The sequence below is a fragment of the Leeuwenhoekiella blandensis MED217 genome (assembly GCF_000152985.1).
Lineage (GTDB): Bacteria > Bacteroidota > Bacteroidia > Flavobacteriales > Flavobacteriaceae > Leeuwenhoekiella > Leeuwenhoekiella blandensis.
Window position 1 is genome coordinate 653983 of the sequence record NZ_CH672395.1, and the last position, 24869, is coordinate 678851.

At 40.5% G+C, this 24869-nt stretch carries 15 protein-coding genes; 6 read left to right on the plus strand and 9 right to left on the minus strand.

Going from position 1 to position 24869, the window contains the following annotated elements; genetic code table 11:
* Positions 1-9: 9 nt before the first annotated feature.
* The gene (locus tag MED217_RS02850; protein WP_230199234.1) at positions 10-1776 is read right to left on the minus strand and encodes a TrkH family potassium uptake protein; all 1767 of its coding nucleotides are present in this window, start codon (positions 1774-1776) and stop codon (positions 10-12) included.
* 172 nt (positions 1777-1948) lie between these two features.
* On the opposite strand from MED217_RS02850, the gene MED217_RS02855 reads away from it, so the two are divergent.
* Entirely contained in the window at positions 1949-3373 is a 1425-nt protein-coding gene (locus tag MED217_RS02855; RefSeq protein WP_009778971.1) for a pyridoxal phosphate-dependent decarboxylase family protein, read from the plus strand.
* 51 nt (positions 3374-3424) lie between these two features.
* On the opposite strand, the gene MED217_RS02860 is transcribed toward MED217_RS02855, so the two are convergent.
* Genes MED217_RS02860 through MED217_RS02870 form a run of 3 tightly spaced genes read right to left on the minus strand, consistent with a single transcriptional unit; the run spans position 3425 to position 7184 of the window.
* Entirely contained in the window at positions 3425-4318 is an 894-nt protein-coding gene (locus tag MED217_RS02860; RefSeq protein WP_009778972.1) for a carbohydrate kinase family protein, read from the minus strand.
* The gene (locus MED217_RS02865; RefSeq protein ID WP_009778973.1) at positions 4318-5655 is read right to left on the minus strand and encodes a sugar porter family MFS transporter; all 1338 of its coding nucleotides are present in this window, start codon (positions 5653-5655) and stop codon (positions 4318-4320) included. The genes MED217_RS02860 and MED217_RS02865 overlap by 1 nt, the downstream gene beginning before the upstream one ends.
* Positions 5656-5669: 14 nt before the next feature.
* Positions 5670-7184, minus strand: coding sequence for a glycoside hydrolase family 32 protein (locus tag MED217_RS02870; RefSeq protein WP_009778974.1), 1515 nt, complete (start codon positions 7182-7184; stop codon positions 5670-5672).
* A gap of 196 nt (positions 7185-7380) precedes the next feature.
* Here MED217_RS02870 and MED217_RS02875 point away from each other — a divergent pair, with 196 nt between their 5' ends.
* The 5 genes from MED217_RS02875 to MED217_RS02895 all read left to right on the plus strand — a co-directional run bounded on the left by MED217_RS02875 (position 7381) and on the right by MED217_RS02895 (position 12585).
* Entirely contained in the window at positions 7381-8427 is a 1047-nt protein-coding gene (locus MED217_RS02875; protein ID WP_009778975.1) for a LacI family DNA-binding transcriptional regulator, read from the plus strand.
* A gap of 2 nt (positions 8428-8429) precedes the next feature.
* A complete protein-coding gene (gene pgmB / locus MED217_RS02880; protein WP_009778976.1) occupies positions 8430-9086 on the plus strand; it encodes a beta-phosphoglucomutase in 657 nt (218 codons plus the stop codon).
* A gap of 3 nt (positions 9087-9089) precedes the next feature.
* Positions 9090-11396 (plus strand): glycoside hydrolase family 65 protein, encoded by a 2307-nt coding sequence (locus MED217_RS02885; RefSeq protein WP_009778977.1) that lies wholly within the window; start codon positions 9090-9092, stop codon positions 11394-11396.
* A gap of 70 nt (positions 11397-11466) precedes the next feature.
* On the plus strand, positions 11467-11925 hold the full coding sequence (locus MED217_RS02890) for a hypothetical protein (protein WP_009778978.1): 459 nt from the start codon (positions 11467-11469) through the stop codon (positions 11923-11925).
* 39 nt (positions 11926-11964) lie between these two features.
* A complete protein-coding gene (locus MED217_RS02895; protein WP_009778979.1) occupies positions 11965-12585 on the plus strand; it encodes a MarC family protein in 621 nt (206 codons plus the stop codon).
* Positions 12586-12587: 2 nt separating this feature from the next.
* Here the strand turns inward: MED217_RS02895 and MED217_RS02900 are convergent, their stop codons facing one another.
* The 5 genes from MED217_RS02900 to MED217_RS02920 form a co-directional block, all read right to left on the minus strand.
* Entirely contained in the window at positions 12588-13496 is a 909-nt protein-coding gene (locus MED217_RS02900; protein ID WP_009778980.1) for a GyrI-like domain-containing protein, read from the minus strand.
* Between the two features lie 5 nt (positions 13497-13501).
* Complete coding sequence (locus tag MED217_RS02905) at positions 13502-14851, minus strand: vanadium-dependent haloperoxidase (protein WP_009778981.1); 1350 nt, start codon at positions 14849-14851, stop codon at positions 13502-13504.
* Positions 14852-14931: 80 nt separating this feature from the next.
* Positions 14932-18168, minus strand: coding sequence for a VCBS repeat-containing protein (locus tag MED217_RS02910; protein WP_009778982.1), 3237 nt, complete (start codon positions 18166-18168; stop codon positions 14932-14934).
* Positions 18161-21511 carry a CRTAC1 family protein gene (locus tag MED217_RS02915; protein WP_040533171.1) on the minus strand — a complete coding sequence of 1117 codons (3351 nt, stop codon included), beginning with the start codon at positions 21509-21511 and terminating at the stop codon, positions 18161-18163. Before MED217_RS02915 ends, MED217_RS02910 begins: the two co-directional genes overlap by 8 nt.
* Positions 21504-24803, minus strand: coding sequence for a VCBS repeat-containing protein (locus MED217_RS02920; protein WP_009778984.1), 3300 nt, complete (start codon positions 24801-24803; stop codon positions 21504-21506). Before MED217_RS02920 ends, MED217_RS02915 begins: the two co-directional genes overlap by 8 nt.
* Positions 24804-24869: the final 66 nt, after the last annotated feature.

Consider the following 24869-nt stretch of genomic DNA (forward strand, 5'->3'; position numbering starts at 1 on the left):
CTAAAGCTTTTAGTTGATCAAAATTTCTTCGGTAGGATAGCGGTAAGCTTTGTATTTCATTTTTCTGAAAAGTGCGATCAGAATGGTAAGCATACTTACTCTCCCTATAAACATAACTACGATTAAAACACCTTTACTTCCTGCAGAAAGATTAGCGGTAATTCCTAAACTAAGTCCTACTGTACTGTATGCTGAAAAGCATTCAAAAGCGATGCTCAGCAAGGTTTTGTCAGGGTCAAATGCTGCGATAGCGATCACCGCAAAACCAATAACCACTAGCGATAGCGAGATAATGGCAAAGGCTCTTCTTACCGAAATATCTGCGATCTCTCGTCGATAAACTTCAATACGTTCTTTTCCTTTAGCGAGACTTAAAAAGTTTAAAGTGGCAATGGCAAACGTACTGGTTTTGATTCCACCTCCTGTTGAAGCCGGCGAGGCACCAACCCACATTAACAAGAAAATCATCATCAGGGTAGAAAAATGCAGCTGGTTCATATCTAAGGTGTTGAAACCGGCAGTTCTGGGTGTTGTTGCTCCAAAAAGCGCGGTAACCAATTTTCCAAATTCGTTATGTTCTGCCAGTGTATTTTGATATTCGTTAGCATAAAATACGGCAGTTCCTAAGAGCGCTAACGCAGAGGTTGTGATCAAGGTGATGCGACTGCTCAAACTTAAAACCCAGGGTTTGTAGATGATTCCGCGGTTGCGATATTTGATCGGATTTATGATCTTATATTTTAAATATTTTAAAACATTGATCACTATTGGGAATCCCAATCCGCCAAATACAAACAGTGCTATGAGCGTGAGCTGTAAAAAATAATTATATCTAAAGTTGATGTCGTAGATCCCGTTAGATAAGGTAGAAAAACCAGCGTTACAAAATGCAGAAACAGCATGAAACACCGAGAAAAAGATGCGGTCTGTAAGGTCTTGGAAGTTTTCGGCTTTAAGACTGATGAATATCAATACGGCACCTACCGCTTCGATAGAAAAGGTAATGACTAGAATACGCTTTAACGTAGAAAACACTTCGCCGATCTTATTAGAATTATTCATATCGCTCAAGACAACTTGATTCTCAAAAGAGGACATTCCTTTAAAAAAATAGCTGAAATAGCTCGCAAAAGTCAAGATCCCCAATCCGCCTAGTTGAATGAGAAAAACAATAATATTTTGTCCTAGAGGAGTGAAATAACTTCCGGTATCTACAACGATAAGTCCCGTTACGCAGACGGCGCTTGTTGAGGTGAACAACGCATCTAGAAATGAAATTCCCTCGTAAGTTGCTTTGGGCAACATCAGTAAAAAAGTGCCTAATAAAACGATCGCGATAAAACTGGCGATAAAAAGCTGTGCCGGGTTGAGATGACTTTTTTTATAATCGATACGTTGCTCTGCAAACTCTCGTATGAATGTGAGTAAAATCGCGGCTTTCACCCATTTGTCATTGTATAAAAAACTCAGGTGGTTGTGTGCTTCGGTACCCAAAAAATGAATGCCAATAATGTACAAAATGACCAGAATACTCAAGGCGTCAAATAGGATGACCTGGGTGCTTAGTCGTTTTGATTGTGTGAAGTAACGTACCAGTGTGGTAGCTATTCCTATAAAAAGAATAAAAAGGTAGTAGGCATTTAAAAAGGTTTGAATGTGTTTTGATTGTTCATAACCAAAGTCGAGAATGAAAGCAAAAACACCCAGCAGACTTAATATAAAAACAGTGCGAAACAGCGTCTGTAGCTTAAACACGTTAGCTAATGTCTCTCTCAAAGCTTTTCTATTAAAATTACGGGGCAAATTTACGGTATTACGACATACTCCTCATTTTTAGGTCTTAAAATAAACCCAAAGTTGGGCCGACTTATTTTCGGCTGAAAAGGATAAGGCTTCAAGGGTTTTTAGCTGAATTTAAAGCCGTATTTTTGCGAAAAATTGAATAGCGATGGAAGCAAAGGATACAGCGCGTTTAGAATTGTCTGAAGAACAAATGCGTGATTACGGTTATAAAGTGGTAGATGCTATTGTAGAGCATCATCTTAACCAGCATAAAAAGAAACCGGTAGCACAAGCGAGCCGAGAAGAAATGGATTCTTTATTGCGAGAGCACGCTCCAGAAGCGCCAACTTCGGCAGACGAGGTGTTTGATACTGTAATGGAAAAAGTGATGCCTTTTACAAACATCATGAGTCATCCTAAGTTTTATTCTTTTGTTCCCGGGCCTAGCAATTATGTGAGTGCGATGGCAGATGCTTTGGCTACAGGATTTAATGTGTTTTCTGGAGGTTGGGCAGCTTCGCCGGCAGCAGCAGAGCTCGAGATTATCACCATAAACTGGTTGCTGAGTTTATATGGTTTTCCTAAAAAACGCGGTGGCGGAATTTTCACCAGCGGTGGCTCGATGGCAAATCTTACTGCATTGATCACGGCACGCAATATTAAGTGTGGTGATGATTTTTCTAAAGCAGTGATTTACCTTTCAGATCAGGCGCATTCTTCAAACATCAAGGCGATTCGCGTGATGGGTTTCAGAAAGGAACAAATACGCTTAATCCCAACCGATATTGAATTTAAGTTCGCGATCAATAAGCTGAAAAATGCGATTAATAAAGACCGTCTCGCCGGTTGGAAACCGTTTTGTTTACTGGCTTCAGCGGGTACAACAAATACGGGAACTGTAGATCAATTGACCGAACTGGCCGCGATTGCAAAGGCCGAAGATTTATGGTTTCATATTGATGGGGCGTATGGTGGCGCAGCAATTCTGGCTAAGAATGGAAAGCAATTGTTGAAAGGTGTTGAGAAGGCCGACTCGCTAACGGTAGATCCGCACAAATGGTTTTATCAGCCTTATGAAATGGGATGCTTGCTTGTGCGCAATCACAAGTGGCTAAGCGGAACGTTTACCGAAGTTCCTGAGTATCTTAAAGATGTAGAAGGTAATAGTTCTGAGATCAATTTTTACGACCACGGAATCCAATTGACGCGTCGATTTAGAGCGCTTAAATTTTACATGAGTATCAAAACCTTTGGCCTAAAGGCCTTTAGAGAAGCGGTGCAATACAACTTTGATCTGTGTGAAAAGGTAGAGAGCATTCTACGGAAAAGTAAAAAATGGGAAGTGGTTTCTCCGGCTACTCTGGCAGTGATCAATTTTAGATACAATCCTATTGATCAAAACCTATCTGAGCAGGAGCTTGATGCGCTTAACACCAAAATCTCTGAAGGTGTTGTCAATTCTCGAGAGGCGATGCTGGTTACCACTATTCTTAACGGGCAGACCGTTTTACGTATGTGTTTGATCAATCCGCGTACGACGCTGGCAGATGTAGAAGAAACCATCGCATTGTGCGAGAGCATGGCAGAATAAGTACTCGGTAATCGAGGTTTTAATTCTTTATATACTAAAGGCTAAAATGGACTATTCTTCCATTTTAGCCTCTATTTTTTCTATAGGAACCGGAGCATTAGCACCCTTGGTTCCGGCTACGAGAGCACCAAGCGCACAAGCAAATGCTAAAGATTTTTCGGGTGTGTTTTCAACTTTAAAAAGTTGGTAGATGAGTCCGGCTAAAAATGAATCCCCGGCACCCACGGTATCCACAACTTGGGTGCTGTAACCGCTATTTTTGGCGATAGCTCCATTTTTATAAAGTAGAGCACCATCAGCGCCTAGAGTAATACAAATAATATCGGTATTGGTAAGTTTACTTATAGCTGAAAGTTGCGCTTCAATACTAAGATTTGAGATGTCTAAAAACTGAGCAACTTCTTCAAGCTCCTCGTCATTCATTTTGATCATTTGTGCTTGCTTCATAAACTCGATGAGCGTTTCCATCTCATAGTGTGGCGCGCGCAAATTCACATCAAAAATAGCATAGTTAGCCAGCTGAAGCAGGCTGTTAAGCGTTTCGCTAGATTCTTTACTACGAGCTGCTAAAGAACCAAAAATAAATAGATCGGCATTTTTAACGGCTTTACTATTTTTTTCGGTAAGCCTAATAGTATCCCAGGCAACCGGTTTTTTTATAGTGTAAGAAGCACTGCCTGAAGCATCGAGAGCGACTTCTACTTGGCCGGTTTCTAGTTTATGATCTTCCTGAATGAGATTTTGATCGAGTTCAAAAGTTTTGATGGCTTCACGGGTTTCTTCAGCTAAAGCATCTTGTCCCAATTTACTGATCATTTGCATCGTGACGCCCAGACTTTTCATACGCAAGCACAAATTGAGCGGAGCGCCGCCTAAAGCTTTTCCGTCAGGAAAAACATCCCATAAAATTTCACCGAAACAAATTGCGTTTAAATACTCTTTCATTATCCCAATATTTTTTCTTCTAGTTCTTCCAAGGAAATTCCTTTGGTTTCAGGCATCATAAATTTGGTAAACAATAATTGTAAAAACATCATAAACGCAAAAAAGGCAAAAATTGGCCACGGATTGTCTTTGAAAATTCCGTTTTCCCCATCTAGGAAAACCGGAGTTAAAAGCGTGATCAAAGCGGCAAAAACCCAATGCGTTCCCGTTCCCCAAGATTGCCCGTAAGCACGTACTTTATTAGGGAAAACTTCAGAAATAAATACCCAAATTACGGCACCTTGACCCACTGCGTGTGAAGCGATAAAGATCAAGATAAAAGTGAGCAACACTGCCGAACTCGCTCCGCTGTAAAAACACCAAGCAACCGTAACGAGACTGATGATGTAACCAAATGAGCCAATAAACATCAACGTGCGACGTCCCAAACGATCGATCAAACCAACACCAACAAATGTAAAGACCAGATTCACGACGCCGATTGAAATAGAGTTTAGTAAAGAATCTTCAGTAGCTAAACCGGCTTTTACCAAAATTTCAGGGGCATAATACAGAATAAAATTAATCCCGGAAACCTGATTGAAAAAGGCGATTAAGAAGGCCAGAATCAGTGGTTTTTTAAAACGCGCGGTAAAGAGTTTTACATCATCGGTAGTTTTTGCTAATTCGGTTTTAATGCTGTCAATTTTACGCTGTGTTTGCAATTTGTCATAAACCTGATTAAGCACGGCAAAAGCAGCTTTTTCATCCTTTTTCTTATGAAGCAGCCAGCGCGGACTTTCAGGAACGGTCATTACCAGAACCGTATATAAAAACGCAGGAATCGCTTCAACACCCATCATCCAGCGCCAGTCATTTTCACCTTGAAAACCTTCTAAAAGATAATTTGAAAAGAATGCGATAAGAATACCTAATACCAGATTAAATTGATACAGAGCGACCAGCTTACCGCGATTAGAAGCGGTTGTGATTTCTGAAATATACGTAGGCGCAGCTACGGAAGAAGCACCAACACCCACACCCCCAATAAATCTAAAAAAGGAAAATAAATAGGGGTCGGGAGACAAGGCAGAACCTAAAGCCGAAGCAAAATAGAGAATCCCGATCCAGAATAAAGTCTTTTTACGCCCGAACTTGTCACAAGGGATTCCGCCGGTCAATGAGCCCAGAACGGTACCCCAAAGTGCCATAGACATAATGAACAGGCCGTGAAACCAAGGTGAGAGATTCCATAATTCTTTAACCGGTAAATTAGCTCCAGATATTACTACGGTGTCAAAACCAAATAAAAAACCGGCAAGTGCTACCGTGACAGACCATTTTTGTACTGCTTTCATAAACTTGTATTCAATTAATTATTGTCCTTCCAGATCGAAGGAATAGGGGTGATTTTTAAATTTTTCACTTCGTCTTCAGTAGTGATACTGAATTGCGTGTAAGGCTTATTTGGGAAAAACTGTGCGGTGATCGCATTAGCGCCGCTATCTGCAAAAAATTCTATCGAAGACGCATCCAGAAAAATTTGAAATTCCGCTGAATCGCTGTCGATGAAGTCAGCAGGAGCTTCCATTATTGGGAGTGCAAATTTATCTGAAAAATCGGTTAAGCCACTTTTGCTTCGGTCCAAACTGTATTTTGAGGCTTGTGCGTCAAATGAAATAGTAATTTTCTCATCTTCTGCATTCCCCAGAACAATAGTGAAATCTTTAAGTGGTTTGGGTAGCTCAAAGGAGACTGCTGATTGGTTGAGGTCTTTATGTGAAAATGAAGATGTGTTTTCCTCTTTTGAAATTTTGATGGAAGCTTCGCTTAAACCTTCAGTAATTGAAGCTACCGGAGTATTTGCTAAAAAGTAATCCTCATTTTTATGTAAGCTCACTTGCTGTGGAAGCGTCATAGCGCTGCGCCATTTTTCGGTAGGTGTTTCTTGGCCGTATTCCCAGTTGCTCATCCAAGCAATAAACGTGCGTTCTTCATCAGGTAAGTTGTTGTAAGTGATCCCGGCATAATTATCACGGCCAAGGTCGATCCATTTTTCATCGGTTTGGTTGGTTGTAAACTGTTTTCCGTCAAAGTCACCAATAAAATATTGTGTTCCCGAACCGCCGTTAGGAGCGCCCGGATTGATGCTGATAAACAAAACCCATTTGGTCTCGCCGGTTTCTTTTACGATCAACGGAAATAAATCAGGACATTCCCAAACGCCACCGTGAGCACCGATGTCTTTGCCAAATTCGCTGAGGTAAGTCCAGTCAATTAAATTATCAGAATTGTAAATCATCGCACGATCGCCGGCAACTAGCACTAAAATCCATTTATTAGAGTCTTCGTGCCAGAAAACCTTCGGGTCTCTAAAATCTATAAGGTTTTCGTTATTCGGCACAACGGGATTGCCGGCATACTTTGTAAACGACTTTCCGTTATCAAGACTGTAAGCAATTCCCTGATATTGATAATCTGAAGTTTTTGCCTCAGCACCTTTGGGTTCGTGATAGGTGAACATGGCGATCAGCGGCGGGTTTTCGGCAGTGCCTAAGCCAGAAGAATTGTTGTGATCAACCACGGCACTTCCTGAAAAAATGTAGCCTAATTCATCCGGCTCAAGTGCAATTGGCTCGTTTTTCCAATTTTTTAAGTCCTCACTGGTCGCGTGCCCCCAATGCATAGGTCCCCAAACGGTAGAATCTGGGTAAAATTGATAGAAAAGATGATAGGTTCCGTCATTGTAAACCAGACCGTTAGGGTCGTTCATCCAGTGTGCTTCGGGCGAAAAATGATATTGTGGGCGAAAATTTTCGTGATATGATTTAACTGCCGTATCTTTAGGGGTATCATTTGCGGTGTTTTCTTTTTTACAAGAACTCATAATTAGTGTGATTAACAGAATGGAATGTACATATTTCATGATAGACTACATTAATTAAACCTTTCGGTCAACAAGAGTCGAAATTTAAAACAAATTAAGAGAACTTAATCGATTTAGTCGCGTAAATTTGCCACAAGTAGTAATTATCAATAGTCTTTCAAGATAGACAAAAAGAATTAAACCGATTTTTCAAATTATGAAAAGAAAGTTAACCCTAAAATCAATAGCAAAAGAGCTGGGTGTTTCGATCTCTACCGTTTCAAAAGCGCTTAGAGACAGCCCGGAAATCAGTGAAGAAACGCGTGAGAAGATCAAAGCTTACGCAAAACTTTATAATTACAAACCCAACAATATTGCGTTGAGTTTAAAAAACCGTAAGACCAATACGATAGGAGTTATTATTCCTCAAATTGTACATCACTTTTTTACTACCGTGATTTATGGTATCGAGCAGGAAGCGCGAGAAAATAATTATAATGTGATCATCTGTCTGTCAAACAACGCTTTTGATAAAGAAGTTCTTAATATGGAGCTTTTGGCCAACGGAAGTACAGACGGATTTATTCTTTCTGTATCAAAAGAAACAATGATGAAAGAAGATTATCATCATTTAAATGAAGTGATCGATCAAGGAATGCCGGTGGTTATGTTTGACCGTGTGGTTGAAGGTATTCAATGCGATCGTGTATTGATCGATGATAAAGCCGGAGCTAAGAAGGGAGTTTCTCATATGATACGTTCAGGATGTCGTAAGATAGGAATCATCACAAGTGAAGATTATGTAAGTGTAGGACGTCTGCGTACTGAAGGTTACCTTGATGCTCTTGATGATTTTGGAATCAAGGCAGATGATAATCTTATCTTGAAGCTTGATAATATTGATGACCTTTCAGATAAATCTAAAAAGCGCATCGAAGATTTTATAACCAACAATGATCTTGATGGTGTGTTTACCGTAAACGAATTATTTGCAGTGCACGCTTCACGGGTGATCAATGCATTAGGTAAAAAGATTCCAGATGATATTTCTTTGGTATGTTTTACAGACGGTCAGTTGTCAGAACATGCTGTGCCAAGCCTAACCGCTGTAAGTCAGCACGGGGAAGAAATGGGGCGTAAAGCAGCTTCTATTCTTATCAATAAATTAGAAAGCGCTGAAGACGAGGAAGAAGAATATAGCACAACCTATATTGATACCAGTCTTGTAGAGCGTGAATCTACTAAAGAAGTAACGCGCAGATAAGGATGGGTAAAAAAGGTTTTATTTTTGACTTAGACGGAGTAATTGTAGATACGGCCGGATTTCACTACTTAGCGTGGCGAAATCTGGCTCATGAATTGGGTTTTGAATTTACCGAAAAGCAAAACGAGCGTTTTAAAGGTGTGAGCCGGGTGCGATCTTTAGAAATCCTTCTGGAGATAGGAGGAGTGCAAGCTACTCAGGAACAAAAAGACGGATGGCTCATTTCTAAAAACGAAGAGTACCTGAGCTATATCTCAAAAATGACTGCAGATGATATTTTGCCGGGTGTGCTTAAAGTACTCAATTATCTAAGAGATAAAAACATACCTATGGCGTTGGGCTCTGCAAGCAAAAATGCACAGCCTATTTTAAAGCGTGTAGGGCTTTTTGAGCGTTTTGACTGTATTGTTGATGGTAACCACGTTACCAAGGCAAAACCCGATCCAGAGGTTTTTACCATTGGGGCAGATGAATTGGGAGTTGCTTATGAAGATGCGATAGTTTTTGAAGATTCAATTGCAGGAATTCAAGCAGCAAACCGCGTCAATATGGTGAGTGTGGGTATTGGCGATGCTCAGGTTTTGAACGAAGCCGATCATAATTTTAATGATTTTACAGAGATCGATACCTCATTTTTAGATCAACTAATCAACGCATAAACTATGAATCAAGATTATATCATTCCTGCTCCCTGGGCAGTTATAGAAGAAGGATTTGAAAAGGAACGCGTAAAATCTTCAGAAAGTCTTTTTAGTATCGGAAACGGTGCTATGGGACAGCGCGCTAACTTTGAAGAAGAATACAGCGGAAAAACCTTTCAGGGAAGCTATATAGGAGGTGTTTATTATCCTGATAAAACTCGAGTTGGCTGGTGGAAAAACGGCTATCCAGAGTATTTTGCAAAGGTGCTTAATGCTCCGAGCTGGATCGGGATCAAAGTAACCGTAGATGGTGAGTCTCTCGATTTAAATACCGTAAAGACGGTGTCAAAATTTCGTCGCGAACTCAATATGAAAGAGGGTTGGCTGGGACGTAGTTTTGAAACCGAATTGCAAAACGGAACACAGCTGAAAGTGAAAGCAAAACGCTTCCTGAGTTTAGAACACGACGAGTTGGGCGCGATCCATTACGAAGTGACCCCGCTCAATAAAGATGTGAGTATAAGTTATGAACCGTATTTAGATAGTGGTATTACCAACGAAGATACCAACTGGGATGATAAGTTTTGGAATACGCTTGACGTAGAAGAAGACGGAAACAAAGCCTACATTACAGCGCACACGATGAAAACGATGTTTTACGTGTGTACGGCAATGTCAAACACTTTTACCGTTGATGGGAAAGAGATTTCATTAACGCTTAAAACCAACAAAACAGAAACCTATATTGGCCACGTTTATGAGACCGATATCAGAGAAGGAGAGACTTTTGCTATTCAGAAATATGCAGGTTATATCACTTCCTTCAATCACGATAAAGACGAATTAAAGCAAGCTGCAGAAGCTGTTCTTGATACCGCTTTAGAAACAGGTTTTGAAGGTTTATTGAACAAACAAAAAGAAGACTGGGCGGCGATCTGGTCGATGGCAGATATTGTTATCGAAGGAGATGTCAAAGCACAGCAAGGTATTCGTTTCAATATTTTTCAGCTGAATCAAACCTATTTGGGTAAAGATGCTCGATTGAATATTGGGCCCAAAGGATTTACCGGTGAGAAATACGGCGGTTCTACCTATTGGGATACCGAAGCCTATTGTTTGCCGTTTTATATGGCGACCAAAGATCAGCAGGTAGCGCGTAATTTGTTAACCTATCGTTATAACCATCTTGAGAAAGCCATTGAAAATGCTGAAAAGCTAGGTTTCAAAAATGGCGCAGCCTTGTACCCGATGGTTACGATGAACGGCGAAGAGTGCCATAATGAGTGGGAAATCACTTTTGAAGAAATTCACCGTAATGGCGCGATGATCTTCGCGATCAGAGATTATGTCAATTTCACAGGTGATTTTAGCTACGTTCCAGAAAAAGGTTTAGAAGTGATGATCGGGGTAGCGCGTTTCTGGAAACAACGAGCAACCTGGTCAAGCACAAAAGAGCAGTTCGTGATCCTTGGCGTGACCGGGCCTAATGAATATGAGAACAACGTAAACAATAATTTTTACACCAATTATCTGGCAAAATGGTGTTTGAATTATGCAGTTGAAAACGCCAAGAAAGTAAGCAAAGAGTTTGCTTCTGATTATAAACGAATTGTAGAAGCTACTGGGATTTCTAATGAAGAATTGAATTCGTGGACCGAAGTAGCAGAGAAGATGTACTTACCTTTTTCTGAAGAAAATGGCGTGTATTTACAGCAAGATGGCTTCTTAGATAAAGAATTGGTAACCGTAGCCGATCTGGATAAAGCCGAGCGCCCAATCAATCAAAAATGGAGTTGGGACCGCATCTTGCGATCACCTTACATTAAGCAAGCCGATACGCTACAAGGTTTTTATGTTTTTGAAGATGATTTTTCTCAGGACGAACTCAAAAAGCATTTTGATTTTTACGAGCCATTCACAGTTCATGAATCTTCGTTAAGTCCTTGTGTGCATTCGATTCAGGCGGCAAAATTAGACCAGATGGATCAAGCGTATGCGTTTTATTTGCGCACGGCACGTTTAGATCTTGACGATTATAATAAAGAAGTGCACGAAGGACTACACATTACCAGTATGGCGGGAACTTGGTTGAGCATTGTTGCCGGTTTTGGCGGAATGCGCATCAAGAACGACAAGCTTTCTTTTGCGCCAAAAATGCCAAAAGCCTGGGACGGTTTTTCTTTTAAATTGAATTTTAGAAATCAGATCGTGAAAGTAGCTGTTTCAAAAGATAAATATACCTTCAGCCTGGATGGAGGAGATGATCTTGATATTTTGGTAGACGGAAAAGAGATTACCATTTCTGCAGATGAGCCTACCGAAGTTTAGTACTATACTATAGTTTTAATTGAAGCCTTTGTTCTGTAAAGAACAAAGGCTTTTTGTTTTATATGTTAATATGAACTTATACCGACTCAAAAATAGACCGGCACTTCAACAAGAAGGTAAAGCATTTAAAAAGCAAGAGAAGCTCAATACGCTTTTAGCCGAATTGGAAACGCGCAACTTACCTGAATCTTTAAGCAATACTATAAATAAAAAGGTCGAAAAACTCAATGATCTAGAAGGCTCAGAAAAGGAATTGTATAAAGCGTATATAAAATTTCAACATAACATCTTACGGTTGCTCAAGGAGGAAATAGGCATTGTTAAAAAGGGCCATTATAAACAAATGTGGACGGCTTTAGGGATGAGTGTTTTTGGAGTGCCGTTAGGGGTAGGCTTTGGTACGGCATTAGGAAATATGGGATTTTTAGGTATAGGTTTTCCTATCGGAATGGTTATAGGTGCAGCTGTTGGAACTAAAAAAGATAAGGCAGCAGCAGCAGAGGGGAAGGTGCTTGATGTAGAGATTTAGTTGTATTTTCGTTTTATACTCAAATCTAGTTTACGTCGTATGGATGAGCTATTAACCTATTCAATTTCAGTATTCACGGGCTTTTTTGCCATTATGAATCCGGTTTCTAACATTCCTATTTTTATATCGCTAACCGAAGGCGCCAGCAAAGCCGAAAAGCAAAAGGTGAATAAAAAAGCGGTACTCGTCGCATTTATCATCATCGCTATTTTTGTGATGGTTGGTAAATTTATATTCGAGCTTTTTGGGATCACAATTCCAGCTTTTAAAATCACCGGAGGAATTTTAATTTTCTTTGTAGGCTTTGAGATGCTTCAATCTAAAAGGTCAAATGTTAAGCACTTAAAAGAGCCTAATTTTGACGAGAATATTGCGGTTTCACCACTTGCGATTCCTATTCTTGCGGGACCCGGGACGATCGTAACCGCGATGAACTTTGTATCAAACGCCTCGTATGTAAATATTGGTCTGGTTATTTTGATCTTCGGTTTAATGTGTGCGCTTACCTATGTTGCCTTCAGTTTAAGCGATTTTATTGCGCGCAAATTAGGAAACAACGTGATCTCTGTAATAGGCAAAATCATGGGATTGATCATCGCCATTATTGGTACCACTATGGTGATTCAAGGATTGAAACTTACTTTTGATTTTCTAGCTTAGGTTTATTCTAAAGGAGAATCTTGCTTCAGCGGTAAGTAGATGTCTGCTTTCCAGTCGAGTTCATTTCCGCCCATATTCGGGTTGTTGTAGAATATCTCGACCGGCTTCTTTTCAACCTCTAGATTGTTGTTTTTAGCATATTCCAGTAACGCATACCATGCACGGTCTGAGGTGATATAATTACCATTATAAACCGCGTGAACTGCTTCCTTCTGAAACAGACGTTTGTACTTGATATCTTTTGAAATGGGTAGATTCTCAGACCGAATTATAGGGAAGCAAAAGTTGTAGGAAATACTATCGGTTTCAGTATCCCAGTCTGTAACTTCAATGATCGGCGGGCCGTTTAGTTCTACATTGTTTTTAAGCAAAACATCACCTATATAGCCGTAATATTGCATCATTCCACGTGCTTTTTCTACCTGTAATCCTTTCAGCGGAACATAGGCGACAAAGGTTGAACGTGTTTGATCTAAGCCGGTAACTTCGATGTTGATCTGGTCTAAATGCTCCCGAAGGATCTCAAAAAAAGTTTCAACATTTTGAGTGCTTCTCTTTCTAAATAGCGTGTTTTGAAAAGGAACCGTAAGCCTGTTGATCAAACTATGGTCAAGATCTTTTACTCCAACGCTTACTTGAGTAACAGAGTCGTTGATCATTTTAGCCTCGTAACTATAATTCACTACCGAATCGCCAAAATGCCGCTGTTGTACCACTTTATGTAGTCCGTCTTGAGCTATGATCTCGCTGTCGGGCACATCATAATTCCAGCTTTTTACTGATTGTGTGACGGTACCCGGTGTGGTCACGACTTTAAAATTGATGATGTAATCGCTGGGTTTTATAAAAAGATACCAGATCAAGGCTACGGCAACTATGATTAAGAAGCCAACTCCGATTTTTTTAAGCATAATTCTTAGTTAGAAGCTTGAGCCGTATTTGATTTCATTTGTAGATTTTGCGCAACAAACTGTCCTAATTGACGCCCTTGTTTAAGCCCTTCTTCAATTGCTGCACGATAGTGAATTCCACCATAAAGACGACTTAAAGCGGCTTCTGAAGAAGCATTTCTAAACGAATCAAAACTGCGTACGGGCAAACCATAAGCGGTTTCTGTATCATCGTCAAACTGAAAATTATCTCCGTAAATTTGGGTAAGCACTTCTGCCGCTGCTCCTGAAACTACAGAGTGACCGCTGCTGTATTCTGGGAATGGCGGAGTTTGTAAAACAGGTGCCCAGGCATCGTCAATGTATTGATTGATGAGCGTCTCAGGACGGATGAGGTTACTGCGGTATTTCTCATCCCAACAGCTGATGAAGCCGTCAAAAAGGGCTACAGAAGTCTTGGTGTACACATAAACCGTTTCCATCAAGTCAGCATTGACTTTTTTGGTAGCGATTTTTACAATCCCGATCCAGTGACCGCCGGGCGTGATCTTTTTGGTCGCAAACATTAAGTGTCCTTTGTGTGTAGATACATAAGGATTGCAATCCCAAAATTTGGCGATTTCCATTTTTTCTGAATCATCACCTTCTTCGGTCATAGCGTTACGCACGTCATAAACTTCCATCAATTGTTTGTGAAATTCAGAACCTTCTTCCATAGAAAATTCAGGTGGAGGAATCGGCATAAATTGATCTGCAGAATCAATTACCAGCGTTCTGATTTTCATCCAGTGTGGCTCAATGCCGTCCATATACGCGGGAGGCGTAGGTTGCCAACGCGAAGGATTATCAGGGTTAACTGAGAATTTTGGCATGGTACGCGTTTGCTTGTACATATCACCATCCATCCAAGCTTTGATGTGATCAGCAACTTGGAGTCCGTAAGCTTTTGAAGCGGCCAACTCGGTTGGGTTTTGCTCTTCCCATTGCATATACAAACTGTCACGCATTTCGGTAATGCGATCTTCAGAAAAGATGAGGCTTTTAGCCATTTCCATCTGTGCAACAAGCGCAGCCACATCATAATTTACAGCAGTCTCAGCATCAGGTTTTGGCGTTTCTCCTAATTCGTGAATTTGACCCGCGAGACTTTTATACTCAGGATGATTTTGCACCAAAACTTCGTAGGCAGCCATATTGGAGTAGGCGTAAATTCGGCTGGCCACTGGTGGCGAAAAAATATCATGAATGATCACCTCGGTAACTTTATCTACAGCATTATTGTAGTCGTCTGGAGTTACGGTTAAAGGTGTTTCCTCTTTAGTACACGAAGCAAATGCTACAGTGATTAAAAGAATTGAGCAGATTTTTTTCAACATAATCTTCAAATTATTTTAGGGAAATCTTGATGAAAACGATTTCTTAAACTTAAAATTTTAGGGGTACAACAGGTTGTACACTAGTTTAATTTATAAAGTTGGCTGGTGGCGTTGTTAGGCGTCGCAAGTAAATACTTTTGACCATTTAATGAAAGTATTGAAAGATCTCTTATTGATTTTCGTGCAAAATCTAAACCGATTTGATCTCCCGGAATCACCGTATTTTCATTTTTGATCAGGGCGCCGTTAAAGCTGTCTAATCTTCCGTGAAAGGGCTGTACACCAAAGTAATTTCCGGCTGCAAGAACTTCTTCTTTACCATCATTATCGAAGTCAAATTTACAAAAACTTAACACCGGTGCAACCTGAAAATCACGACCTAAAGCTACAAATTTAAATTTGCCGTCGTCATTACGCAGATAACCGGTTTCTAAGGTTTGTACTTCCAGTTTTGTACTTGTTTCTAACTGTTCTTTGCTAAGAATTTGTTCGATGGTTTGACCGGCAAAATCTCTGTAATTCTGGTACTTTTTTCTGAAAGAAACCACTTGAGAAGCCAGCGCATCAAGTCCCATTAAAGGATAATACTTGCCTTCTTTGGCTGTAGTAACAATAGTTTCCGTTTGGCCATTATTGTCAAAATCATTGTAAAACATCACCATAGGAGCATCGGCCGAAGCTTTAAATTTGCTGTTTTTTCCCCAGTTCCCAACCAGGTAATCTTCATCACCATCGCCGTCAATATCAAACGGAATCACGCTTTGCCAAAGTCCGTTCAGATTATCGGTTCCTAAATCGACTTTAGTTAATCTGCCATTTTTATTTTCTAGAAAAGTGGGTGCCATCCATTCGCCAACGACCACAAGGTCTAACTTTCCGTCCTTGTTAAAATCACTCCAAACGGCAGCGGTTACCATTCCGAGATCTTTAAATTCTTGCACTACGCGGAAACTTCCGTTTTCATTTTCTAAAAGATAGGAAACCGGCGTTTTACCAAAACTTCCTGTTATGGCTTGTGTTCCGGCAAAAACATCAAGATCGCCGTCCCCGTCATAATCATAAGTTGCAAGAACCGAAGTATTGTCAAAAAGCTCAGGCATTGTAGCTGAAGAAAAAGCTGCGCCGTCGTTAAGGTAAAGTCCGTCAATCAAGGGTTTTGCTCTGTTAAAAAAGTCGCCACCTGCTGTACCGGTCATCAAATCGTTTTTTCCGTCTTGGTTGAAGTCAGCGATAACAGCGGTTACCTCTTCATTGATCGAATCCTTTTTAATGCTAGCAAATTCTGTTTTTACAAAAACTGAATCCTGTTGAATAAAGACTTGTGACGGAATGTATTTCGATCCGCCAAAAAACACGTCATCGTTCCCGTCTCCATCAAGATCGCCAACTGCAACAGCCGGACCGCGATCACCTATTTGATAAGGAATTAATTTCTCACGATCAAAGTCGGAATAGGCATCTTCAATGTGTGTAAAATCAAGGCCTAAAGAATCGGTTACTTTTGAGAACAGCTTTTGCTGTTTGGGTTTTAAACGGTTGTAATCAAAAGTCTGTGTGTTTTCTTGATTCACTACAAGACTTTGATTGGCACTGATGTCTTTAAGCATTTGACTTGTCTTATCGGGCCAAATGATTCGCACAGAGTCAACGGTTTTGGCATCGCCTAATCCAAAATGGATCATTGGTTCTGAAGAAGCCTGAAAACCACGCACGGTAAAAAGTTCTTTAAACTGCTTGATTCCGTTAGCATACGCATACACTTTAGCGCCGATGGCATAGGTGTTTGAGCTTTGCGTTTTCAGTTTTAGCTTAAGATAATTGGCTTTCTCATCGGTTTTATTGATGTAAAAGGTAGGCGAAGCATTGATGTTATTAGTGATTAAATCCAGGTCGCCGTCATTATCAAGATCGGCGTAGGCCGTCGCTCCGGAAACAATGGTGTCTTTTGCGATCCATTTACCAGACTGATCTTTGAATTGTAAATCGGCGCTTCCTTCATACACATAATTATGTGTTACTCCAGAAGGCATCAGATCGAGCGCCTTAGTGTCGATCAATCCGGTGTTATTGATCTTACTTTGAATCTGCTCGTTTGATACAAACTTGATGTAATCGAGGTCGTTCGGGCGTTTTGGGATTCCGTTAGAGATAAAAAGATCCTGCTGCATATCTTGATTAAAATCGGCAAACAAAGCGCTCCAACTCCAGTCTGTAGCGGCGACTCCGCTCAATAACGCGCTTTCTTGGTAATCCTTCCCGTCACGATTGATGAACAACATATTTCTCGTAAACTGATAGTGGTACCCATATCGATCTGTGCGCAAGCGCTGCGTCTGAATATTATCATCACCTTCGGAAGCTTTCAAAACGTTCTCATCCTGCGGAAGCATATCTAGCGAAATCAAATCGGGCCAGCCGTCGTGATTGAGATCAGCCACGTCGCTTCCCATCGAAAAACGGCTGGTGTGGCCAAAATGATTTTTTAAATCTTCGGTAAAAGTGCCATCACCGTTATTGATGTAGTAATAATCATCTTCGTGAAAATCATTACCAATATACAGATCTGGATATCCGTCAAGGTTAAAGTCAGCAACCGCAATTCCTAATCCGTAGCCATTAATTCCACCATAAATTCCTGCTTCTTCACTAACATCGGTAAATGTTCCGCCGTCGTTACGCATCAGGCGATCTCCGGTTTGTTGATTGCGTTCGTAACGTAAATCTGCCTTTCCAAATGAACTCTGTGTATGCACCGCGTGATTGAGAATGTAGATGTCTAGATCGCCATCCAGGTCATAATCTAAAAATGCGGCAGAAGAAGAATAGGTGTCCAGATCAAGACCATATGCTGCAGCGCGTTCGGTAAATGTGCCATCGCCGTTATTGATAAAAAGTTCGTTGTATCCGTCCAATCCATTGAGGCCAACCACCGCACATACATAAATGTCTAGAAAGCCATCACCGTTTACGTCACCCATAACGGCACCGGTGTTCCAATCGCTGTTTCCTGCAACTCCGGCTTTTTCGGTTATATCTTCAAATTTTAGATTTCCCTTGTTCAGATACAGTTGATTTTTAACCTGATTTCCTGAAAAGTAAATATCTGGCAAGCCGTCATTATTGATATCGCCAATTGCGAGTCCGCCGCCATTATAAAAATAGAGGTAGTCCAGAATATTCATATCGTCAGTTGCCTCGAGTGTATTTTTAAATGTCACCCCTGTTTTTTCAGGGCTTGGATTTAAAAATAATTCCGGCTCGTCTTTACAAGAAACCAGCGATAAACCTAAAATGAGCAGTGAGAAAAACTTATTCATTGAGCACAAAGGTTTTTGGTTTTTGATCATTAACCGAAGCGATTAAATAGGTAGTTCCATTTTTATCTTTGAAGGTAGCAAGATGCTTTACTTCTCCTTTTACGAAAAAGCCGCTCTTGTCATAATTCTGCCAAGCATAAGATGCATCACCTTCATTGAGTAATACGTTACCAAAGCTGGCATCTAGCTGAGAATATTGCGGTTTGAACTCAAAGTTGTTGCCCGCCATAATCAAATCGGCTAAACCATCTTTATTAATATCGGTCGCGACAATATCGCAAACGCATGACAATTGCGTTTGATAGGGAAGTGGCTTTAAACTGAAATTACCCTTACCATCATTTACAGCGATCATAGATTGCGCATATTTTACCGATTTTTTAATCGCATTCTGAAGGCTTTCTTTTGAGAAAATCTCGTCAATATAACGGTTTGCATAATCTGAAGCTTTGAGGTTTTGCTTTTTAAGCGAACTCATTTGCGCGGTGATCTCTTTCTTTTGATGTAACGGGTAATCCTTCCCATTTTTATGCATCGTAGTGATTTGCTCGATCGTTCCGTTGTTGTCAAAATCGTTGATGTACATAGACATTGGGCGTTGCTCAGAAGGGAGATAGTGTAGATTTTCTCCTTCATTACCCAATACTAAATCCATATCACCGTCATTGTCGATGTCAACCGCTGCGATAGTGTTCCACCAGCCAGTTTTATCGCTTAAACTTGTTTCTTTTAGCGAAAGTCGTCTTCCTGAATTTTTATATACAAGCGGTGCACCCCATTCTGACACCGTGATCAAATCAGCTTTACCGTCTTCGTCTATATCCAGCCAAAGTGCGTCAGTCACCATTCCTGCATCTTTGGTGTCGTAAGCCAAACGCTCGGTCGCATCTACAAAAACACCATTGCCGGTATTTTCTAAGAAGAGTTGTTTAGGGTCTACCCCATAAACGCCAACCACGCTGCGAGAGCCTATAAACACATCCATATCGCCGTCGCCGTCAAAATCGTAAGGCGCAACAACGCTCATATTTTGAAATGCTGAAGGCAACTCTTCGGGGGCTTTGTTGAAGTTTCCTTTGCCGTCGTTTAAATACAATCTAGGTTTTAATTGTTCTTTTTTACCTACTTCATTTCCGCCGGAAGCAACCATTAAATCCAGATCACCATCACCATCGGCATCAAAAAGGGCAGCAGCGGTGTCTTCATAAAAAGCATCTTCAGTAAATACCGACTGATTTTTGATATTCAGCTTGCCTTTGCCTTGATGTAAATACAGCGTTCCTGCGCTTCCACTAGGAGCTCCCACATAAACATCTTCATTACCATCGCCATCAACATCTCCTATAGCTAGCGCCGGACCTTCCTGCGAAAGTTTTTTAGCGATCAAACCTTCGTAATCAAAGTCGTTATAATTGTTTTCGGTATTTGCTTTGAGCTTCTCGTTGCTTAATTCGGTAAGCAATTGAGCTTGTGGCTGTCGCTTTTTTGGAATGTAGGTTTCCGTAGCATCAGCTTGAGCTAAAGCTAAAGTTTGATCGGTCGCAACTTGGGTTAAAAGCTGTGTTTTATCATTAGGCCATAAAACGCGAAGTGAATCAATAGTTTGCGTAGCGCCTAAACCAATTGTCATTTTATAATCTACAGAAGATTGAAACCCACGCACTGGATACAATTCCTGAAAAATCTCCTGATCATCAAAATACAAACGCACCGAAGCACCTACGGCAAATGGGTTTTGCTCCCCGCCTTTAAAGGTTAGGCTCAAATAGTGGTTTTGCGTTTGTTGCGCAGCTTCATTGCGGTAAATGAAGGTTTGCATATTTACGTTGTTCACAACCAGATCGAGATCGCCATCATTATCCAAATCCCCGTATGCTGAACCATTAGACATACTCGGCATATCAAGTCCCCACTTTTTACCGGCATCTTCAAAAGTCAAATCTTTTTTATTGCGATATACCGCATTAGGTAGCGGCTTTTTAGGCATTTTATCAATGATCGAATCTATCGCTTGACGCTTACCGGTCATCGCCATATTTTGAATGATCTCATTGGCAAAAAAGTCAACAAAGTCAAGATCAGTCAAATCGTGGTTGATTCCGTTGGTGACATAGATATCACGATATCCGTCATTATCTAGGTCGACAAGGAGTCCGGCCCAACTCCAGTCGGTAGCATCTACGCCACTGTAATAGGCGGTTTCAGAAAAGGTGCCGTTACCATTATTTACTTGAAGTGTATTCTGAATAAACTGCTGATAAAAATCTTTACTCTGTTTGAGTTTGTACACATTATAATTGTCAAACTCCATTACCGATTTTACACGCTCTTCCGGCTCGGGAAGCATATCGGTAATAAAAATATCTTGCAGTCCATCGTTATTGATATCTGCCATATCAACACCCATCGCAGATAGAGATAGGTGGGAAGTCCATTCTTTTATTTCTTCTTTAAAAGTGCCATCTTTTTGATTGATGTAGAGATAATCACGCTCGTAGAAATCATTGGAAATATAGATATCCGGATACAGGTCATTGTTGATGTCTGTGATCATCACGCCAAGGCCAAAACCAATTAAACTACCATAAATACCGGCTTCTTCACTAACATCGGTAAAAGTTCCGCCGTCGTTACGCATAAGGAGATCGCCCACACCTTTAAAAACATCAGGAACATTCTCCCAGTTTTCTGCACGCGTATCGCGCTGCTCAGCATATCCCAAGCCGCTTACAGGAACGTTGCTGTTATTTAAAATATACACATCAAGGTCACCATCTTTATCATAATCAAAGAAACTCGCTTGCGTAGAAAATCCTGATTTTGCAAGATTAAATTCCTGTGCTTTTTCGGTAAAAGTGAGATCACCGTTGTTGATGTACAGGTCATTGTCGTGGTTGTTACCTTTCATATTTCCGGCATTGCTCACATAAATATCCAGCAAACCATCAGCATTTACATCTGCCATCACCACGCCTGTAGACCATGGCTTGTTTCCGCCTACACCGGCTTTTTCGGTAATGTCTTCAAACTTAAAATCTCCTTTGTTGAGGTAAAGTTTGTTCTGGCCCATATTAGCGGTCAAGTAGATGTCTGCAAGGCCATCATTGTTGATGTCTCCAATAGCAACACCACCACCATTATAGAAATTTCGGTATTTAAAAATATTGAAATCGCTCTGATTTTTGATAGCATTCACAAAGTCGATACCGGTTTCCTCGGTAGACATTGTGGTAAACAAAGTAGGCTCTTGATCAATTACAGCATCATTTTCTTGCTTATCCTGATCACAAGCAGCGAAAGCTAAACAAATACCGATAAAGTATATTTTCTTAAAACTAATCATGTGCAGTCTCTTTTCTAATAAAAAGCGGTTTATCATTATTACGACCTATAATGTAAAGAAGGTCGTCTTTAATTTTCAGTTTTGAGTTGCTGCGGGCAGCGCCTCTAAGGTCAATATTGTGGTTGCCGGTATAGTTGAAACCCGTTCCTGTATTCAGCAAAAACACACCGTGTGAGGCATCGAGTCTGCCCAATTGGGTGCTGATCTCACTGTCATTTCCTAAAAGCAAGATGTCTAGTAAACCATCAGCATTAAAGTCTTCAGTGATCATTGTTTTTACACTCGAAATCTGTGCCATTTGTGGTAAAGCTTTTGCTTTAAAGCTTAAATTTCCTTGGTTTTCAAAATACGTGGTCTCAAGCGTAAATACTTGCTTTTTTTCAGCTTTTTCAAGTTTTTCTTCAGAAAGTAAATCAATGATGCCGGCTTTTGCAAAATCGTGATAGCTCAAGAATTTCTTATTCAAGAACGGAAGCTGCTTAACCAACTCATCTTTAGTCGCCAAAACGGTTTCGGTTCCCTTATAGAAATAGGTAGTGATCGGATCTATTTTACCGTTTTTATCAAAATCGAAACGATACAGATTCAAGGGTTTTTCAACAGAAGCGGTCAGGCGGGTATTCAAGCCCCAATTGCCGACAATCAAATCGATATCGCCATCGCCGTCAAAATCTTCAGCACGAATGCTATTCCAGAGGCCGTTTGTGTTGTTAAGACTTTCTGAGTTTAAAAGGCTTAGATTTTTACCCGAATTCATAAAGATCATAACTGGCATCCAGTGGCCGCAGACGATGGCATCTTTAAAACCGTTGTGGTCAAGATCGACCCAGATAAGATCCTTTACATTTCCTGCGGAAGAAAAGTCGGGAGCGTAGCTTGATGTAACATCAGTAAAATTTCCATTACCGTCATTTTTAAGAAGGAATTGCTGCGGAGTAGCACCAAAGTGTTGAGGGACCAAATCGCTGGTTAAAGCAAGATCTGTGTTGCCGTCGTTATCAAAATCTACAGCAGTGATCGCTGAAGCATTAAGCGTCAAGCCTTCAAATGCATTACTCACTTTTGTAAAACCTTCTTCCGAATTTAGGTAAAGGCGAGGCGTGAGTTGTCTTCCGCTGGTAAATTCATTCCCGCCGCTGGCAATGATAATATCGAGGAACTCGTCATTGTTGACATCAACAAGTGTCGCAGTGGTGTCTTCGTTGATCGCGTCTTCTTCACTTTTTGGGAGGAACGCTTCGGTGAAACTTCCGTTTTCTTGCTGGATGAAAATACTTGTTTGTTGCGCTTTGGCACCTAGAATCAAAATATCGTCAAGACCGTCATTATTCAAATCTCCGGTTTCTATTGTCGGACCTGTGTTGGTGCTGGCATAAGGAACCAAAGGATCACGACTGAATTCAATAGCGTTTCCGTCTTTATGTAGAAAGTCAATTTGAGTAGTGTCTTGGACCCAAACAAGATCAGATTTGTAGGCCTTTTCAAGGCTTGATGTTGATGCGTTTTTTTCATCTAAAACAAGATCAGCCTTCACGTTTTTAATTATTTGAGATGTTCCGGAAGGCCAGAGCACTTCTAACGAGTCTAACTGCGAGGCGTTGCCTAATCCAACAAAAATGAAAGGAGCAACTGCCGACATAAAGCCTCGTGTGGTATAGTTTTCAAAAACCTGAATATTGTCAGAACTATAAGCGGTGACTTTGGCACCAATGCCAAACGTGTTGGGTGCAGTTCCTTTAAAATGAATGGAGATTCCGCTCGTGCCTTCGGCGGTTTCCACAGTGGTGTTTTTTAAAATAGATGCCTGCTGATTGACGTTATTTACGACCAAATCAAGATCGCCGTCATTGTCCAGGTCTCCATAAGCAGCACCATTGCTGAAGGTTTTTTCATTAGAGGTCCATCGTGCGGTAACATCTTCAAAAGTGCCGTTGCCTAAATTTTTATAGGCATAATTGGCTGCATTTATTTCTGGAAGTTTGTTGATGAATTCCATCTCAGCTTCAGACATATTTTTGCCTAAACGCTTTTGAATACTTTCGTTAGAGATGAAATTCACAAAATCCATATCGTTTGTAGCACCTAAAATTCCGTTTGCGATATAAATATCTTTAAAGCCGTCATTATCAAAGTCGGCCATTAGAGGGCTCCAGGACCATTCGGTTGCAGCGATACCACTTTGAAATGCCGTTTCTGCAAATCTTCCATTGCCTAAATTGAGCTGTAGGGTGTTTTGCATAAATTGGTAATCGTAACCGTTTCTTAGCTGATTTTGATAAATAGGATAGGCATATTCATTACCCGATGCTTTCAAAACCTGAAGATCTTCGGGCAACATATCTAGACTTAAGATATCTACATTTCCATCGTTGTTGATATCTGCAATGTCGCTTCCCATTGAAAAATGTGAAGTATGCCCAAGTAAGTTTTGTGTCGTGTTGACTTCAGAAAAGGTACCATTTTGATTGTTGAGGTAGACATAGTCATTCTCAAAAAAGTCGTTTGCAATGTAGATGTCGGGATAACTATCGTTGTTTAAATCTGCTACGGAAACGCCTAAGCCATAACCAATTTTACTGCTGAAGATGCCGGCTTGTTGGGTTACCTCGGTAAATTTCCCATCGTCATTGCGATAAAGTTTATCTCCGCAAAGACTGTCTGAAACCTTGCGAATCGCGGCTCTACCATAGTTTGAGTTGGGATGAACAGAATGATTGAGCAAATACATGTCAAGGTCGCCATCTTTGTCATAATCAAAAAAACTAGCTTGTGTAGAAAGCCCCGCGAAATCCAGTCCATATTCCGAGGCAGCTTCCTTAAATGTTGGAATTCCATTGGTGGTACCTTGATTGACGTAAAGTTTGTTGTGGCCTTTTAAATCCAAATGTCCGCTCACAGTACAAACATAAAGGTCTAAAAGTCCGTCTGCATTGATGTCTACTGTAGTAACACCTGTATTCCAAGAAGTAGATGAAGTATCTATGCCAGCATTGCCGGTAATGTCTTTAAAATGGAAATCCCCTTGATTAAGGTATAATTTATCTGATACCTGATTTCCTGTAAAATAAATATCTAGAAAACCATCGTTATTAAAGTCGGCTAGTGCTGTTCCGGCTCCATTATAAAAATAAAGATAGTTGAGAATATTGAGTTGAGGTGTGCTTTTGAGTGTGTTGGTGAATGTAATCCCAGAATCTGATACCGACTCAAATTTTGGAGTCTTGGTCTCTGTGCTGCACGATATACTTAAAGCAAGCAATACACTTAAAAGAAAAGGGTACAATCTTGTCATAGGTTTTACGCGCAGTTTAGGGAAAATATGGAGTTTGATTTAAAACTAGGAGACTTCAGTTTAAAA

Bases quoted from the DNA above. Each gene is read 5' to 3' on its own strand.
- MED217_RS02885 (WP_009778977.1), top strand. From the start codon at position 9,090: ATGAATCAAGATTATATCATTCCTGCTCCCTGGGCAGTTATAGAAGAA.
- MED217_RS02915 (WP_040533171.1), bottom strand. From the start codon at position 21,511: ATGATTAGTTTTAAGAAAATATACTTTATCGGTATTTGTTTAGCTTTC.
- MED217_RS02920 (WP_009778984.1), bottom strand. From the start codon at position 24,803: ATGACAAGATTGTACCCTTTTCTTTTAAGTGTATTGCTTGCTTTAAGT.
- MED217_RS02875 (WP_009778975.1), top strand. From the start codon at position 7,381: ATGAAAAGAAAGTTAACCCTAAAATCAATAGCAAAAGAGCTGGGTGTT.
- MED217_RS02870 (WP_009778974.1), bottom strand. From the start codon at position 7,184: ATGAGTTCTTGTAAAAAAGAAAACACCGCAAATGATACCCCTAAAGAT.
- MED217_RS02895 (WP_009778979.1), top strand. From the start codon at position 11,965: ATGGATGAGCTATTAACCTATTCAATTTCAGTATTCACGGGCTTTTTT.
- MED217_RS02905 (WP_009778981.1), bottom strand. From the start codon at position 14,851: ATGTTGAAAAAAATCTGCTCAATTCTTTTAATCACTGTAGCATTTGCT.
- MED217_RS02900 (WP_009778980.1), bottom strand. From the start codon at position 13,496: ATGCTTAAAAAAATCGGAGTTGGCTTCTTAATCATAGTTGCCGTAGCC.
- MED217_RS02865 (WP_009778973.1), bottom strand. From the start codon at position 5,655: ATGAAAGCAGTACAAAAATGGTCTGTCACGGTAGCACTTGCCGGTTTT.
- MED217_RS02910 (WP_009778982.1), bottom strand. From the start codon at position 18,168: ATGAATAAGTTTTTCTCACTGCTCATTTTAGGTTTATCGCTGGTTTCT.
- MED217_RS02890 (WP_009778978.1), top strand. From the start codon at position 11,467: ATGAACTTATACCGACTCAAAAATAGACCGGCACTTCAACAAGAAGGT.
- pgmB (WP_009778976.1), top strand. From the start codon at position 8,430: ATGGGTAAAAAAGGTTTTATTTTTGACTTAGACGGAGTAATTGTAGAT.
- MED217_RS02855 (WP_009778971.1), top strand. From the start codon at position 1,949: ATGGAAGCAAAGGATACAGCGCGTTTAGAATTGTCTGAAGAACAAATG.
- MED217_RS02860 (WP_009778972.1), bottom strand. From the start codon at position 4,318: ATGAAAGAGTATTTAAACGCAATTTGTTTCGGTGAAATTTTATGGGAT.